The organism is Ramlibacter cellulosilyticus, from assembly GCF_014297465.1.
In the GTDB taxonomy this organism is placed as follows: Bacteria; Pseudomonadota; Gammaproteobacteria; order Burkholderiales; family Burkholderiaceae_C; genus Ramlibacter; species Ramlibacter cellulosilyticus.
Genome location: NZ_JACORT010000004.1, coordinates 164,255 through 178,352 on the forward strand (window position 1 = coordinate 164,255; position 14,098 = coordinate 178,352).

General features: G+C 69.3%; 14 protein-coding genes. 7 read left to right on the forward strand and 7 right to left on the reverse strand.

All coding sequences use genetic code 11. The features are described from left to right. Nucleotides 1-49: 49 nt before the first annotated feature. Nucleotides 50-1,129: a hypothetical protein gene (locus tag H8N03_RS11680; protein WP_187076356.1), complete on the forward strand. Its 1,080-nt coding sequence runs from the start codon at nucleotides 50-52 to the stop codon at nucleotides 1,127-1,129. Here the strand turns inward: H8N03_RS11680 and H8N03_RS11685 are convergent. After that, the gene (locus tag H8N03_RS11685) at nucleotides 1,126-2,076 is read right to left on the reverse strand and encodes an IS481 family transposase (protein WP_187076357.1); all 951 of its coding nucleotides are present in this window, start codon (nucleotides 2,074-2,076) and stop codon (nucleotides 1,126-1,128) included. The two genes, H8N03_RS11680 and H8N03_RS11685, sit on opposite strands and share 4 nt — an antisense overlap. Nucleotides 2,077-2,323: 247 nt before the next feature. Between H8N03_RS11685 and H8N03_RS11690 the strand changes: the two genes are divergently transcribed. The 3 genes from H8N03_RS11690 (at nucleotide 2,324) to H8N03_RS11700 (ending at nucleotide 3,893) form a co-directional block, all read left to right on the forward strand. Further along, the gene (locus tag H8N03_RS11690) at nucleotides 2,324-2,650 is read left to right on the forward strand and encodes a hypothetical protein (protein WP_187076358.1); all 327 of its coding nucleotides are present in this window, start codon (nucleotides 2,324-2,326) and stop codon (nucleotides 2,648-2,650) included. A gap of 99 nt (nucleotides 2,651-2,749) precedes the next feature. Further along, nucleotides 2,750-3,232, forward strand: coding sequence for a J domain-containing protein (locus H8N03_RS11695; protein WP_255428175.1), 483 nt, complete (start codon nucleotides 2,750-2,752; stop codon nucleotides 3,230-3,232). Between the two features lie 115 nt (nucleotides 3,233-3,347). Beyond that, nucleotides 3,348-3,893, forward strand: coding sequence for a YXWGXW repeat-containing protein (locus tag H8N03_RS11700; protein WP_187076359.1), 546 nt, complete (start codon nucleotides 3,348-3,350; stop codon nucleotides 3,891-3,893). Here H8N03_RS11700 and H8N03_RS11705 read toward each other — a convergent pair. The 6 genes from H8N03_RS11705 to H8N03_RS11730 all read right to left on the reverse strand — a co-directional run bounded on the left by H8N03_RS11705 (nucleotide 3,850) and on the right by H8N03_RS11730 (nucleotide 9,446). After that, nucleotides 3,850-4,329, reverse strand: coding sequence for an SRPBCC family protein (locus H8N03_RS11705; protein WP_187076360.1), 480 nt, complete (start codon nucleotides 4,327-4,329; stop codon nucleotides 3,850-3,852). The two genes, H8N03_RS11700 and H8N03_RS11705, sit on opposite strands and share 44 nt — an antisense overlap. After that, nucleotides 4,227-4,661, reverse strand: coding sequence for an ArsR/SmtB family transcription factor (locus H8N03_RS11710; protein ID WP_187076361.1), 435 nt, complete (start codon nucleotides 4,659-4,661; stop codon nucleotides 4,227-4,229). Before H8N03_RS11710 ends, H8N03_RS11705 begins: the two co-directional genes overlap by 103 nt. Continuing rightward, nucleotides 4,658-5,056: a VOC family protein gene (locus H8N03_RS11715; protein WP_187076362.1), complete on the reverse strand. Its 399-nt coding sequence runs from the start codon at nucleotides 5,054-5,056 to the stop codon at nucleotides 4,658-4,660. Before H8N03_RS11715 ends, H8N03_RS11710 begins: the two co-directional genes overlap by 4 nt. Nucleotides 5,057-5,068: 12 nt before the next feature. Beyond that, the gene (locus H8N03_RS11720) at nucleotides 5,069-5,416 is read right to left on the reverse strand and encodes a GFA family protein (protein ID WP_187076363.1); all 348 of its coding nucleotides are present in this window, start codon (nucleotides 5,414-5,416) and stop codon (nucleotides 5,069-5,071) included. A gap of 261 nt (nucleotides 5,417-5,677) precedes the next feature. Further along, a complete protein-coding gene (locus tag H8N03_RS11725; RefSeq protein WP_187076364.1) occupies nucleotides 5,678-6,841 on the reverse strand; it encodes an acyl-CoA dehydrogenase family protein in 1,164 nt (387 codons plus the stop codon). 67 nt (nucleotides 6,842-6,908) lie between these two features. Beyond that, entirely contained in the window at nucleotides 6,909-9,446 is a 2,538-nt protein-coding gene (locus tag H8N03_RS11730) for a DUF6351 family protein (RefSeq protein ID WP_187076365.1), read from the reverse strand. 207 nt (nucleotides 9,447-9,653) lie between these two features. Between H8N03_RS11730 and H8N03_RS11735 the strand changes: the two genes are divergently transcribed. The 3 genes from H8N03_RS11735 (at nucleotide 9,654) to H8N03_RS11745 (ending at nucleotide 14,095) form a co-directional block, all read left to right on the forward strand. Next, nucleotides 9,654-10,859, forward strand: coding sequence for an acetyl-CoA C-acetyltransferase (locus H8N03_RS11735; RefSeq protein ID WP_187076366.1), 1,206 nt, complete (start codon nucleotides 9,654-9,656; stop codon nucleotides 10,857-10,859). 4 nt (nucleotides 10,860-10,863) lie between these two features. Beyond that, complete coding sequence (locus H8N03_RS11740) at nucleotides 10,864-13,005, forward strand: 3-hydroxyacyl-CoA dehydrogenase NAD-binding domain-containing protein (protein WP_187076367.1); 2,142 nt, start codon at nucleotides 10,864-10,866, stop codon at nucleotides 13,003-13,005. 166 nt (nucleotides 13,006-13,171) lie between these two features. Continuing rightward, the gene (locus H8N03_RS11745) at nucleotides 13,172-14,095 is read left to right on the forward strand and encodes a bifunctional helix-turn-helix transcriptional regulator/GNAT family N-acetyltransferase (RefSeq protein ID WP_187076368.1); all 924 of its coding nucleotides are present in this window, start codon (nucleotides 13,172-13,174) and stop codon (nucleotides 14,093-14,095) included. The last annotated feature ends 3 nt before the right edge of the window (nucleotides 14,096-14,098 follow it).

Here is a 14,098-nt window from a genome sequence, read left to right on the forward strand (position 1 = left end):
CCGCTCACCTGCCTCCTCCCTACAGTGGCCCGACACCAGGAGGAGCGTCATGAAGTCCACCGCCTCTCACGTCCGGGCCGCCGTCCTCGCGGTGGCCGCCCTGCTCGCACCGCGCGCCGATGCGCAGCAGCAGCCGCAAGTACCTCCCGCCGTCGCCGGCCTGGCGCGCGCGATCGCCGCCGAACTCGTCATGCACTGCCCGCTGGCGGACGCGGACGACGCGGGCGCCTTCGAAAGCTGCCGCGCCGCGCTGGAGGAAGGCGGCGTGCTGCGCAAGTCCCTGCCCGACTTCGTGCTGTGGGGCCGCGAAGGCGCGGAGCCGGCGCGCGCGCTGGAGCGCGGCACCTTCGCGCAGCTCGCGCCGGAGGTGTGGACGCGCCTGTACGCACCGCTCTTCATGTTCAACGGCAACCACCGCGTGGAATGGGTGGCGGCCGAGAACCAGTTCGTGATCCGCCTCGAGGCCGCCTTCCGCAACCGCCTCGCGCCCGGCCAGTTCCCCTATCCCTTCTGGCACGACGAGGCGACCTGGTCCGCGTACCAGCATGCGAACGGCGTGCTGCTGTGGGTGCAGCCGCAGACGGGGCGCGTGCACGTCGCGCAGTTCACCGAGCGCGCCGCCACGCCGCCGCTCCAGCCCGTGTCGCCCGTCGCCCGCCGCTTCGAAGGCCAGTGGTCCTGGACGGATGCGGCCGGCCGCATGCAGCCCGCCGTGACGCTGTTCGACGGCCAGTACCGCGCCGGCAACCCGCACCGCCCCGCGATCGACCGGACCTGGCGCGACCTCGCGCTGCAGCTGCGCGAGGCGGATTGCAGCCGCTGCCACGCGCCCGACAACGCGGAACGCAGCCGCCGGCTGGTGCTGCTGTCCAGCCCGGCCCATGCCGCCGGCGAGATAGAGCGCGTGATCCGCGTCGTGCGGGAGCCCACCCCGCGGCTGAAAGTCCATGCCCTGTCCGCGGACGACAAGCAGTGGCTGCTGCAGAGCGCCGAGGCCTTCCGCGACACCGTGCGCAGCGCGCGGGCCTGGGAAGCGGAGGCGGCGCGGCGCGACCAGGCACGCGAAGGGCAAGGCGCCGAGCGCGCGGTGTCGCTGCGTGCCGAGACCGAGCTGCGCCTGCGCCCCTAGCTGTGAAGTGTCAACAGGTTCTTTCGAGGAATCGAAAGACGTGAAACGGGCGCCGCCAGGTTGATGCCGTGGTGAGGGCGGTGCCAGTTGTAGAAGTGCGTCCAGGCCGGCAGGGCCTGCCGGCGCTGCTCTGAGTTCTCGTAGCGGCGGCCGTAAGCCCATTCGCGCAATGCCGATTGGATGAAGCGCTCGGCCTTGCCGTTGGTCTGCGGGCGAAATGCGCGGGTGAACTTCTGCGTCACACCCAGCTCGAGGCAAGCCTCGGAGAACAATGCAGAGTGGAACGACATACCGTTGTCCGTCAGTACGCGCTGGATCGGCACCCCCCAGCTATGGAAGTGGCTCACAGCCGCGCGTAGGAATGCCGCGGCGCTGTGCCGCGTCTCGTCCGGATACACCTGGGTGAAAGCCGCCCGGCTGTGGTCATCCACGGCAACGAAGACGTAGTCCCAGCCGACGTCACGGGCGCGCTGGCTACGGTCGCCGGTAATGCGGTGGCCCGCCTTGTCAAAGCGCCCGAGCTTTTTGATGTCGACGTGCAGCAGCTCGCCGGGGTGCTCACGCTCGTAGCGCTGCACGGGCTCAGCAGGGCCCAGATCACTCAGGCGGGACAGCCCCGCCCGACGCAGCACGCGGCTGACGGTGGCCTTGGATACGCCCATGTAGGAGGCGATGCGCGCTTGCAGGAACAGCTTGCGGCGCAACTCCACGATGGCCAGAGCCACATGCGGGGCGATCGAGCGGGGAGACCTCTCGGGCTTGGACGATTTGTCCAGCAACCCGGCCGCGCCGCCAGCCAGGTAGCGTCCCAGCCACTTGCGTGCCGTCACGGCGCTGACGCCCTGCTTGGCCGCGGCCTCTGAGGCAGAAAAACCGCCTTCGACGATGTCTTGAACCATCTCCAGGCGACGAAGGTACGTCAATCGGGCATTCTTATGGGTGTTCATCCGGTTTGGAAATCTTGGTTGACGGGGGGTTTGGCGATTCCCAGTCTCTCAAAACCTCTCCGGGTGAACACCCGCAATAACCTATTGAACCTTCACACCTAGCGCGCGCGCCGCTGCGCGTGACATCGGTCGCGGCCGGGCCAGGCCGCGGTGTAGGACCGCGCCGCGAATCGCTGTCCCGCACGTCACGGCCCAGCATCCGCTGTCGCACACTCCCGGCCGAAGAAGCAGTACAGGGAGTGTCAGCATGGAAAGGATCTGGGGGCCGGTCAACGGCTTCTACCTCGCCGCCTACGCCGCCCCCGTGGGGGATGGCGATCGTTTCAGCAGCTATGCCAAGGTCTGCTGGAGCCGTCCGGACAGCTACTGGGACGCCGACTGCGCGTTCAAGATCTTCGGCGGCGAGCACCATCGCTCGCTCGAGGGCGCGCTGAGCGCCGTCGCGATGGAGGCGCGCAACGAGATCTCCTACCTGCCCCGCCACGCGCGCACGCTCGCCGAGCAGCGCCGGCGCGACCACGTGCCGGTGCCGCGCCTGTTCGTGACCTCGTTCTTCCGGCACCGCTGGGCCTGAGCCGCAAGCTGCTGTTTTTGTAGCAGGCAACCCACACCCCGAGGGACCATGCGCGCTTTTGCTGGACGGCCGGCCGACGAAGCTCTGAAAATCGTAGCAATGGCCGACACCATGCCCACTTACTACGACGTGCTCCAGGTCGAGCGCGACGCGACGCCCGAGCGGGTGCGCGCCGCCTACCGCAAGCTCGCGCAGAAGTACCACCCGGACAAGATGCCGGGCAACGTGAACGCGGTGCGGGCGATGGCGGCCATCAATGCGGCCTACGAGGTGCTGTCGGACGCGCACCGCCGCGCCGAACACGACCTGTGGATCCGGCGCGCGTCGCAGACGAGCCAGCCCGCCCCCGCGGCGGCGCCCCTGCCCGCGAACATCTGGGCCTACCTGCATCCCGCCACGAACTGGCCCTGGTACCTGCTGTTCGGGACCCTCGCCGTCGCGCTCGGCACCGTCGCCACGGCCATGTACCTCACGGCCATGCCCGCCCGGGCGGCTTCCTACCCCATGGCCCAGCCGTGCGCGGCCACCGTCGCCGCCGCTCCCGCCGCCGGTACCACGACGCCCTGCCGCCACCGCACCTGAGCCGCAGGACATCCCTGCGGCAGGCCAGACGCCGCTGACGGGCAGAACCGCCGGGGTCCGATCCCGTTGCGACCAGCCCGGCCGCACCTTCTCCTTGTTCCGACAAGGAGATGACATGAAGCACAAGACCCTCATCGCCGCCGCGCTGGCCGCCAGCGCCTTCGCGGGCCTCGGCGTGGCCCAGGCCGCGCCTGCCGTCGTGGCCGGCACCACCCCCTACGGCAACAGCGGCTCCGTCCCCTATTACGGCGGCGGCACCGCCCCGTACTACGGCAGCACGGCACCGTACTACGGCAACACCCAGGTGTACACGTACCCCTCGAACACGGTCGTGGTGCAAGGTGCGCCGCCGGCCCCGATCTACGAGAGCGTGCCCGCCTCGCGCGAAGGCTACATCTGGGCGCCGGGCCACTACGTGTGGGAGAACGGCCGCTACCACTGGCGCGGCGGTGAATGGATGGCCTCCCGCCCCGGCTACGCCTGGCAGGCCGCGCGCTGGGAACAGCGCAGCGACGGCTCGTGGTACCTCGTGGGCGGCACCTGGGTGCGCACCGACAACGTGGCCTACGGCGACAACCGCCGCGGCCCGTACGGTGACCGCGACGGCGACGGCGTGATCAACCGCGACGACAACTATCCGCGCAATCCGAACCGCTGGTAAGCCAGCGTTCGAGCTTCGCCAGGGTGCCCGTCCAGCCGCGTTCGTGGCTGTCGCGGGCAGCCTGGTCGAAGAAGCGGTCGTGGAGGAACGCGAGCTCCGTGCCTCCGGGCACGGGTTGGAGTTCGATGCACACCCGTGAGACGCGCTCGGGCGTGCTGTGCCACGCCCAGCTGAAGACCAGCCGCCGGGGCGCCTCCACCTCCTCGTAGCGGCCGCCGACCTCGTGCTCCTCGCCATCGGGCGTGCGGAAGCGGATGCGGTAGGCACCGCCCGGGCGCACGTCGAGTTCCGCGTGCGTCACCGAATGCGGCTCGCCGGGGCCGAACCAGGCGCTCAGCGCCTGCGGGTCGGTCCACGCGCGCCAGACTTTTTCGGGGGCGACGGGGTAGCGGCGCGTGAGCCGGAGCTGCGGCTTTTCGCCGACGGGGCGGTCCATGGCTGCACTTCCTCCTGGTGGTACAGGTAGCGGCCCAGCGCGTCGAGGCGCTCGGTCCAGAATCTCTCGTAACGCGCGAGCCACATCGCAGCGTCCTCCAGCGCGCCGGGCGCCAGTTCGCAGCGCACCGTTCGTCCTTCCTTTTCGCGTACGACCAGGCCGGCGTCCTCCAGCACGCGCAGGTGCTTCATGAACCCGGGCAGCGACATGCCGTGCGGCTGGGCCAGCTCGCTCACGCTCGCCGGGCCGTGCGTGAGGCGGTCCACCACGCTGCGCCGCGTGGCGTCGGACAACGCCCAGAACACCTGGTCCAGTGCCGCGTCGTCGGTCACGAAGGCATCAGCGGCTGCAGCATGCTCAGGCGGTTGCGCTCGGTGTCGTAGAAGGCGACGTACGGGCCCACGCCGGGGATCTCCATCGGCTCGCCGAGCACTTCGCCGCCGGCTTCCTTCACCCTGCGCATGGCGGCCCGGATGTCCTGCACGCCGACGACCACGGACGGGTGCTGGCCGGGCATCTCGGGCGAGCGCTGGAAGAAGCCGCCGTTGATGGCGCCGCGGTTCGCCTTGCCCTGCGGCATCAGGTCCTGTTCCGCGGTGGTGGCGAGCACGTAGTTGCCCATCTCCTGCCCGAGCATCTCCAGCTTCCAGCCGAAGGCGGACTGGTAGAAGCGCGCGATGCGCTCGCGGTCGTCGTAAGGCAGTTCGAAGTGGACGACGGGATCCATGTGCATGTCCTCCTAGCGGGAGCGACCGTCGAAGTGCTTCACCGGGACGCTGTCCACGTCGAAGCCTTCGAGCGTACGCAGGTTGATGGCGGCCATGGGCGTGCCGTCGGGCATCTTCCCTTCGCCGAACGTGTGGATGCCGCAGTTGGCGCAGAAGCGGTGCCGGATCACGTGCTGGTTGAACATGTACGTGGCGGCGTCCTCTTCGGGCGTGAGCAGGCGCAGCTTCTCCCGCGGCACGAACCACAGCAGCGACGCGCGCCGCGCGCACATCGAGCAGTTGCAGGCCATGCCGCTGTCAGGCTCGCCTTCGACTTCGAAGCGGACGCGGCCGCAGTGGCAGCTGCCGGTTTGTGCCATGGGGGAGCTCCTTTTTTGTTAACCGAGTGGTTTAGTTTAGGCGGGATGGGCGGCGTGTCAAGCGCGGGGATCGTGATCGCCGCGCGTATGTTCGTCATCCGCAAAGGCAGGAACCCAGGGCTCCCGCGCCTCGTGGTCCGGCCGCGCTGTGGGACCGGGCACGTAGGCTGGGTTGCCCGAAGGGCACCCCAGCTTTTCGCAACGGCGCGGGTTGCTGGGGTGCGCTCCGCGCAACCCAGCCTACCGATGCGACACCGGCCCTCAGCGCCCGCCCAGCCCCATCGCCCGCGTGATCACCTCTTTCATGATCTCGTTGGTGCCGCCGTAGATGCGCTGCACGCGTGCGTCGGCGTATGCGCGCGTGATGGGGTATTCCCACATGAAGCCGTAGCCGCCGTGCAGCTGCACGCATTCGTCCATCACCTTGCACTGCAGGTCGCTGGTCCAGTACTTCGCCATGCTGGCGGTCGCGGTGTCCAGCTTGTCCTGCAGCACCAGCTCCAGGCAGCGGTCGACGAACACGCGCGCGACCTGCACCTCGGTCTGCAGTTCGGCGAGCGTGTAGCGAGTGTTCTGGAAGGCGGCCACGGGCTGGCCGAACACGCGGCGGTCCTTCACGTACTGCACCGTCCAGTCGATCGCCGCCTGCGCCGCCGCCACCGCCGTGATCGCGATCTGGATGCGCTCCCAGGGCAGCTGCTCCATCAGGCCGATGAAGCCGCGATTCAGCATCGCCTCGCCGCCCAGGAGGTTCTCCGCCGGCACGCGCACGTTGTCGAAGAACAGCTCGGACGTGTCCTGCGCCTTCAGCCCCAGCTTCTTCAGGCGCTTGCCCTTCTCGAAGCCCGGCATCCCGCGTTCGACGAGCAACAGGCTCGTGCCCTTCGCCCCGGCCTCGGGATCGGTCTTCGCCACCACGACCACCAGGTCCGCGTGCCAGCCGTTCGTGATGAAGGTCTTGCTGCCATTGAGCAGGTAGCTGCCATCCGCCTGCCGGATTGCCGTGCTGCGGATGCCCTGCAGGTCGCTGCCCGCCGCCGGCTCGCTCATGGCGATCGCGCCCACCATCTCGCCACTCGCGAGCTTCGGGAGGTAGCGGCGCTTCTGGTCCTCCGTGCCGTAGTGAAGGATGTACGGCGCCACGATCTCGCTGTGCAGCCCGAAGCCGACGCCCGTGAAGCCACCGCGCGCGAGTTCCTCCATCTGCACCACCGAGTACAGCTTGTCGACGCCCGCGCCGCCGTACTCCTCCGGCATCGTGGGACAGAGGTAGCCGTTCGCGCCGGCCTTGTTCCACAGCGCGCGGTCCACGTAGCCCTGCTCCTCCCACGCCTCGTGGAAGGGAGCGACCTCCTTGTCCACGAAGCGGCGGAAGGCGTCGCGGAAGGCTTCGTGGTCGGCGTTGAAGAGGGTGCGTTCGATCATCGTGAGGTCCCCGGAAAGCAAAAGGCCGCCGCCCTTGCACGGGGCGACGGCCTGGGAGCTTACGCGTTCAGAAGCGCGTCGACGTCGGGGCATCCCCCAGCGGCTGGCCGCCGGGGCCGTTCCTGAACGTCAGCGGGCTCTGCGCCGCCTGCTGGCCGACGCCGGGCTTGCTCCAGTCGCACACGCCGCCCTGGAACACGACCTGCATGCGTTGCCACTGCGCGTCGGTGAAAGCGACACCCGTGTACTCGGAGCGGTTCAACGGCTTGAGCTGGCACTTCAGCACGTCCTCCGAGCGCGGGCCGCCGGCCACCTGGCGCGGCGAAGCGGCCGGCTTCAGCCATGGGTCCGCGTCGCACACCGCCATGTCGTAGATGCGGTTGCTCTGCGTCGTGTCGTCCGGCTTCAGGCAGAAGTCGCGCGCCTCGTTCGGACGCGTGGCGCGCACCTTCGCCTCGATGGAGCGATTGCTCGGCTCCGTGACCAGCGCGGTGAGCCACTGGTCCATGACGTTGAATGCCTCGAGTCCGACGGTACCCGGTGCGGCGAGGCCGGTACGGGCGAAACGCCACAGCGCCTGGTTGTTGGCGTCGCCCGCGTCCCGCGTGATGCGGTCGCGGATGGCCCAGCTGTACCACTGGTGGTGGATCGGGATCGTGTTGCCGGAGAGGCCCGTGCCGGAGGAGTTCACGGCGACCGGGTTCTGCCCGGGCGGTACGTTGATGTTGGAGTCGTCCCAGCCGCGCAGGTCGATGATCGGCGCCTTGGCCAGGTTCTTGCCGGAGGCCACGATGCCGGAGCGGTAAGCCGTCTCCAGCGCCGCGGTGTCGGCCTGCGTACGCGCCGCGCGCAGCTCGGAATCCTTGTTGGTCCCGCCGATCTCCTCGTTGAGGGTCACGAACTCCTCCACCGTGATGGAGCCCGCCAGGAGCGCCTTCAGGCCGTACTGCACGCCGACGTTGTCGCGCGTGTCCTGGGGCGTGGCCGTGGTGCCGATGTGGCCCCAGATGCTCTCGCCCCAGGCCCACGCATTGCACCGCGGCAGGTTCGCCGTCGCCGTCGGGTTCGCCGGGTTGTAGACGGCCGTGTTCGGCAGCTCGCAGTTGTTGGTCTCGAAGGGAACGGTGCGGATCGTGCCCGTGTCCCAGTCCGAGAGCCGCTGCGCGCCGTTGCCGAGGGCGCCGACGGTGCGCTGGCTGTACACGCCCGGACGGCCGTTGCTGCCGAAGGCGTTGTACCAGGCCTGGCAACCGGACTGGTCGGGGTGGCCGTTGATGGCGCCCTTCCTCGCGTTGATCTGCGACTGGGTCAGTCCCATCGAGCTCCACAGGTTCAGCACGCGCGTCTTCTGGTACGCCTCGACCAGCAACGTGCAGTCACCGACCTCCAGCGTCGTGGTCTCCGAGTCCGGATATGTGCAGCTGGTCACCACGCCATCCAGCAGGCCCGGGAAGATGGAGAGGTTCATGTTCGAATTGATCGAACCGCCGGAACAGCCGGTGCCCATGGTGAACCGGATGGGGCCGTACGTGTCGATGATGTGCTCCTTCATCATCATCACCGTCTCGGTCATGAGCACGCGGTTGGAGTTCTTCACCGAGTCCGTCATGCTGTTGCCCACGACCAGCCAGCCGCGCTTGAGCTGTTCCTCCTGCGCGGACCAGGCGGTGGCCGTCGGGCGCGCCTGGCGCCGCGGCTGCCCGGTGCTGGCACCGAAGCTGTAGTAGACCTTCCCGTTCCACTGCGCCTGTGGCGCGGTCGACTTCCATTCCTTCGCGGGGTCGAAGAGCACCGCGATGTCATAGATGCCGCGGTTCATCGTGCCGCGCTCCAGCCGCACGACGAAAGGCAAGGTCCGGCCGTTCTCGGTGGTGATCGTCGCCATGTCCGCCGGCGTCGTGCCCGCCGTGTACGGCTTCCAGCAGGGATTCGCCGGCGCCGCCGGCTGCGCCGGGATCGTGCCGTTCACGCCGTCGCTGTTCCACGCCGGGTCGGGGATCGCGAGCGAACACGCGCCCGTGCCGCTGCTGGCCGTCGTGGTGCGGTAGTAGAGCTTCGTCTCGGTCGGGATGTTGCAGTTCGCGTCCGGCTGGCCCGACAGGCCGCTGCCGTTCGTGGCCGGCGTGCTGCCGGAGGCGGGCTGCGGCGTCGGGGTCGCGCAGTAGAACGGCTTGACCTGCGCGCCCGAATAGATGGGCCCGCTGCGCGGCGCGTTCGTGATCACCAGGCGCTCGCTCTGGCCGATCCCGCGCGACGAGAACTGGACTTCCAGCGTGTTCTCGCCCGTCTTCAGGCCGGTGAGCAGGCCCACGAGGCGGCCGTTGCCCTGCCGGGTGAAGCTGCTCGCGACGTTGGCGCCGTTGAGGTTGACGAGGAGGCCCTTGTCGATCTGGCCGGGAGGCGCGGTGATCTCCACGAGCGCGTCGCCGTCGCTCACGAGGTCGGCGCGGTTCGACAGGGTGTTGATCTGGATGGCGCCGCCGCCTCCGTCGCCACCGCCTCCGCCGCCGCCGCAGGATGCGAGCAGCACGGAAGCGAGTGCGACGGCGGCAAGCCGCCACGGTGCGGGCGCGGGGAGCGCCTTGCGGGTGGGATGGGGTAGCAAGCTTGTCTCCTTGGGATGCGCCCGCGTGACCGCCGCAGGCTGCGCGCCAATCTAGAACCGCCGCTCGCCGCGTGGGTGGCGGCAAACCCGGAACGCGTCACGTCGGTGACAGATCCTGCGCGACCGTGGCACGCGACGCCCGGATTCCTGCTGGGCAATTGCTCGGTGCGCGTGCCTATACTGCGGCGCATCACCCCAGGAGACGACATGACCGACGCCTACGTCTACGACGCGATCCGCACGCCCCGCGGCAAGGGCAAGAAGGACGGCAGCCTCCACGAGGTGAAGCCCGTGAACCTGCTGGCCGGCGTGCTCGCCGAGCTGCAGCGCCGCAACGACTTCGACACGGGCCAGGTCGACGACGTGGTGATGGGCGTGGTGTCGCCCATCGGCGAACAGGGCTCCGTCATCGCGAAAGTCGCGGCGCTCAAGGCGGGCTGGGACTGGCGCTGCAGCGGCGTGCAGCTCAACCGCTTCTGCGCCTCCGGCCTGGAGGCGGTGAACATGGCGGCGCAGAAGGTGCGCTCGGGCTGGGAAGACCTCGTGGTCGCCGGCGGCGTGGAGAGCATGAGCCGCGTGCCGATCGGCTCCGACGGCGGCGCGTGGGCACAGGACCCGGAAACCAATTCCGCGACGGCGTTCGTTCCGCAAGGCATAGGCGCGGACCTCATCGCGACGCTCGAAGGCTTCTCGCGCGAGGACGTGGACGCGTTCGCGCTCGAATCGCAGAAGCGCGCGGCCCGCGCACGCGAAGGCGGCTTCTTCGCGGGCAGCGTCGTGCCCGTGAAGGACTTCCTCGACCAGGTGATCCTGGACCAGGACGAGTTCATCAAGCCGCACACGACGCTGGGAGGCCTGGGGTCGCTCAAGCCCGCGTTCGAGCAGCTCGGCGCGATGGGCTTCGACCAGGTCGCCATGAGCCGCTACCCGCAGGTCGAGCGCATCCACCACGTGCACCATGCGGGCAACTCCTCGGGCATCGTCGACGGCGCGGCCGCCGTCCTGATCGGCAGCGAGGCGGCGGGCAAGACGCACGGGCTGAAGCCGCGGGCGCGCATCGTCGCGGCGGCGCTATCCGGCGCCGACCCCACCATCATGTTGACCGGTCCCATGCCCGCCGCGCGCAAGGCACTGGCCAAGGCCGGCCTCACCGTGGACCAGATCGACCTGTTCGAAGTGAACGAGGCCTTCGCGGCCGTGCCCATGAAGTTCATGAAGGAGATGGGCGTGCCGCACGAGAAGGTGAACGTCAACGGCGGCGCGATCGCCATGGGCCACCCGCTCGGCGCGACCGGCGCCATGATCCTGAACACGCTGGTCGACGAGCTGCACCGGCGCAAGCTCCGCTACGGCCTGGCCACGCTGTGCGTGGGCGGCGGCATGGGCATCGCCACGATCGTGGAGCGGATCTGACGCCATGAAGACCCTGCGCTACGAACTGGCCGACGGCATCGCGACGATTACCTTCGACGAGCCCGGCTCGCCGGTCAACACCATGTGCCTGCAGTGGCAGGAGGACCTCACCGAGGCCGTGCGGCAGGTGGTGAAGGACAAGGACACCATCCGCGGCATCGTGCTCGCGTCCGCGAAGACGACCTTCTTTGCCGGCGCCGACCTGAAGGGCACCATGCGCCTGCAGGCGGGCGATGCACCGCAGGTCTTCCGCGAGATCGAGCAGGTCAAGAAGAACTTCCGCACCCTGGAGACCCTGGGCAAGCCCGTGGTGGCCTGCCTGAATGGCGCCGCCCTCGGCGGCGGCTGGGAGGTCGCGCTCGCGGCGCACCACCGCATCGCCGTCGACAACCCGAAGATCCAGTTCGGCCTGCCGGAGATCACGCTGGGGCTGATCCCCGGCGCCTCCGGCATCACCAAGATGGTCCGCCTCCTGGGCCTCATGGGCGCGCAGCCCTACATCCTCGAAAGCAAGCTGTTCGCGCCGCGCGAGGCGCTGGAACTCGGCCTCGTGCACGAACTCGTGCCGGATGCCGAGGCGCTGCGTCCTGCCGCCCTGGCCTGGATCGCCGCGCATCCGCAGGCGCAGCAGCCGTGGGACGCGAAGGACTACCGCATGCCGGGCGGCACGCCGTCCAACCCGAAGATCGCCGGCATGCTGTCCGTCGCCCCGGCGGCGCTGAAGCAGAAGACGCGCGGCCTCTACCCCGCGCCCGAGGCCGCGCTCGCCGCGATGGTCGAAGGCGCGCTGGTGGACTTCGACACCGCGCTGCGCATCGAGACGCGCTACCTCGCCCGCCTGATCGTGTCGCCCGTGGCGAAGAACATGATCAACACCTTCTTCTTCAACATGAACGCGATCAAGGCGGGGCAGTCGCGTCCGAAGTGGGAAGGCCGCTTCAAGCCGCAGAAGGTGGGCATCCTGGGCGCCGGCATGATGGGCGGCGGCATTGCCTACGCGCAGGCGAGCCGCGGCATCGCCACGGTGCTCAAGGACGTCTCGCAGGACAAGGCCGAAGCGGGCAAGGCGTACTCGGCGAAGATCACGCAGCCGCGCGTGGAGAAGGGGCGCATGGACCCGGTGGAGCAGCAGGCGCTGCTCGCGCGCATCACGCCCACCGAATCCGCGAAGGACCTGGCGGGTTGCGACCTCATCATCGAAGCGGTGTTCGAGAACCGCGACCTGAAGGCGAAGGTCACGAAGGAAGCCGAGCCGCTGCTCGCGCCGGGCGGCTTCTTCGCGAGCAACACCTCCACCCTGCCGATCACCGGGCTCGCGAAGGCGAGCACGCGACCGGAGAAGTTCGTTGGCATCCATTTCTTCAGCCCCGTCGACAAGATGAAGCTGGTGGAGATCATCCGCGGCAAGGCGACGGACGACGAGACGGTGGCGCGCGCCTTCGACTACGTGCAGGCGCTCGGCAAGATCCCGATCGTGGTGAACGATGCGCGCGGCTTCTTCACCAGCCGCGTGTTCGGCACCTTCGTGATGGAAGGCGCCGCGATGGTCGGCGAAGGGATTCCCGCGCCCGTCGTGGAACAGGCGGGGCTGCAGGCCGGCATGCCCGTGGGCCCGCTCGCGGTGCTGGACGAGACGGCGCTGTCGCTGTCGGTGCACGTGCTGGACCAGACGCGCGCCGACTTCCGCGCCGAAGGCCAGACCTACATCGCCACGCCCGGCGAGCTGCTCGTGGAACGCATGGTCAAGGAGTTCGACCGCAACGGCCGTGCGGCCGGCGGCGGCTTCTACGAATACCCGCAGGGCGGGAAGAAGTTCCTCTGGCCGCAGCTCCAGACGCTGTTCGAGAACCCGGACGCGCCCTGGGACCTGCAGGAACTGAAGGACCGCCTGCTGTACCGCCAGGCCGTGGAAACCGCGCGCTGCCTCGCCGAAGGCGTGCTCACGAGCGTGCACGACGCCAACATCGGCTCGATCTTCGGCATCGGCTTTCCGGGCTGGACCGGCGGCGCCATGCAGTTCATCTACGGCACGGGTATCGACACCTTCCTGCACCGCGCGGAAGTGCTGGCCTCGAAGTTCGGCCCGGGTTTCGTCGTGGCGCCGCAGGTGAAGGACGCGATCCGCAGGTTCGAGCCGAAGTACTGAGGCCGGGCGCGCGCCGCCCTTGTAGGCTGGGTTGCGCGAAGCGCACCCCAGCGATCCCGCGCGTGGCGAAACGCTGGGGTGCCCTGCGGGCAACCCAGCCTACGGGCCCCGCCGCGGTCACGCGCCGAATCGTTGACTCCGGCAACGATGAGGGCCACACTGCCGCATGCCCTCCGTCGCCAAGTCCCACGTCAAGGCAGTCCGCGCGTTCAACCGCTTCTACACGCAGCGCATCGGCGTGCTCAAGCGCTACCTGGACACGGACTTCACGCTCACCGAAGTGCGCGTGCTGTACGAGCTGGCGCACCGGCCGCCGCTCGCTGCGCGCGACCTCGTGCGGGAGCTGGAGCTCGATGCGGGCTACCTGAGCCGCATCCTGCGCCGCTTCGAGGACCGGGGCTGGATCGCCCGCGAGACCGCCCCGCACGACGGGCGCCAGCACCTGCTGCGCCTCACCGAGCCCGGCTACGCGGTCTTCGCGCCCTTGCAGCAGAAGTCGCGCGACGAGACCGCCGCGCTCCTTGCCACGGTGCCGCGCGACGCCCGCCCGCAGCTGATCGCGGCGCTGGAGAAGGTGCATCGCATGCTCGAGCCCGCCGCCGCGCGCGAGCGCCGCATCGTGCTGCGCGACCCCGTGCCCGGCGACATGGGTTGGGTGGTGCAGCAGCACGGCGAGCTGTACGCGCGCGAGTACGGCTTCGACTGGACCTTCGAGGCGCTGGTGGCGGAGATCGCCGCGAAGTTCATCCGCGATTTCGATCCGCAACGCGAGAAAGGCTGGATCGCCGAAGTCGACGGCGAGCGTGCCGGCAGCGTGTTCCTCGTGCGCCAGTCGGCGCAAGTCGCCAAGCTGCGCCTGCTGATCCTGCGGCCCGAGGCGCGGGGCCTCGGCCTGGGCGGGCGGCTCACCGACGCCTGCATCGCCTTCGCGCGTGCAGCGGGCTACCGCAAGCTGGTGCTCTGGACGCAGGACAACCTCACCGCGGCGCGGGCGATCTACGCCTCGCGCGGCTTCGTGCTGAAGGCGAGCGAGCCGAACGAGGCCTTCGGGCAGAAGCTGGTGAGCGAAACCTGGGAGCTCGTGCTCTGAACC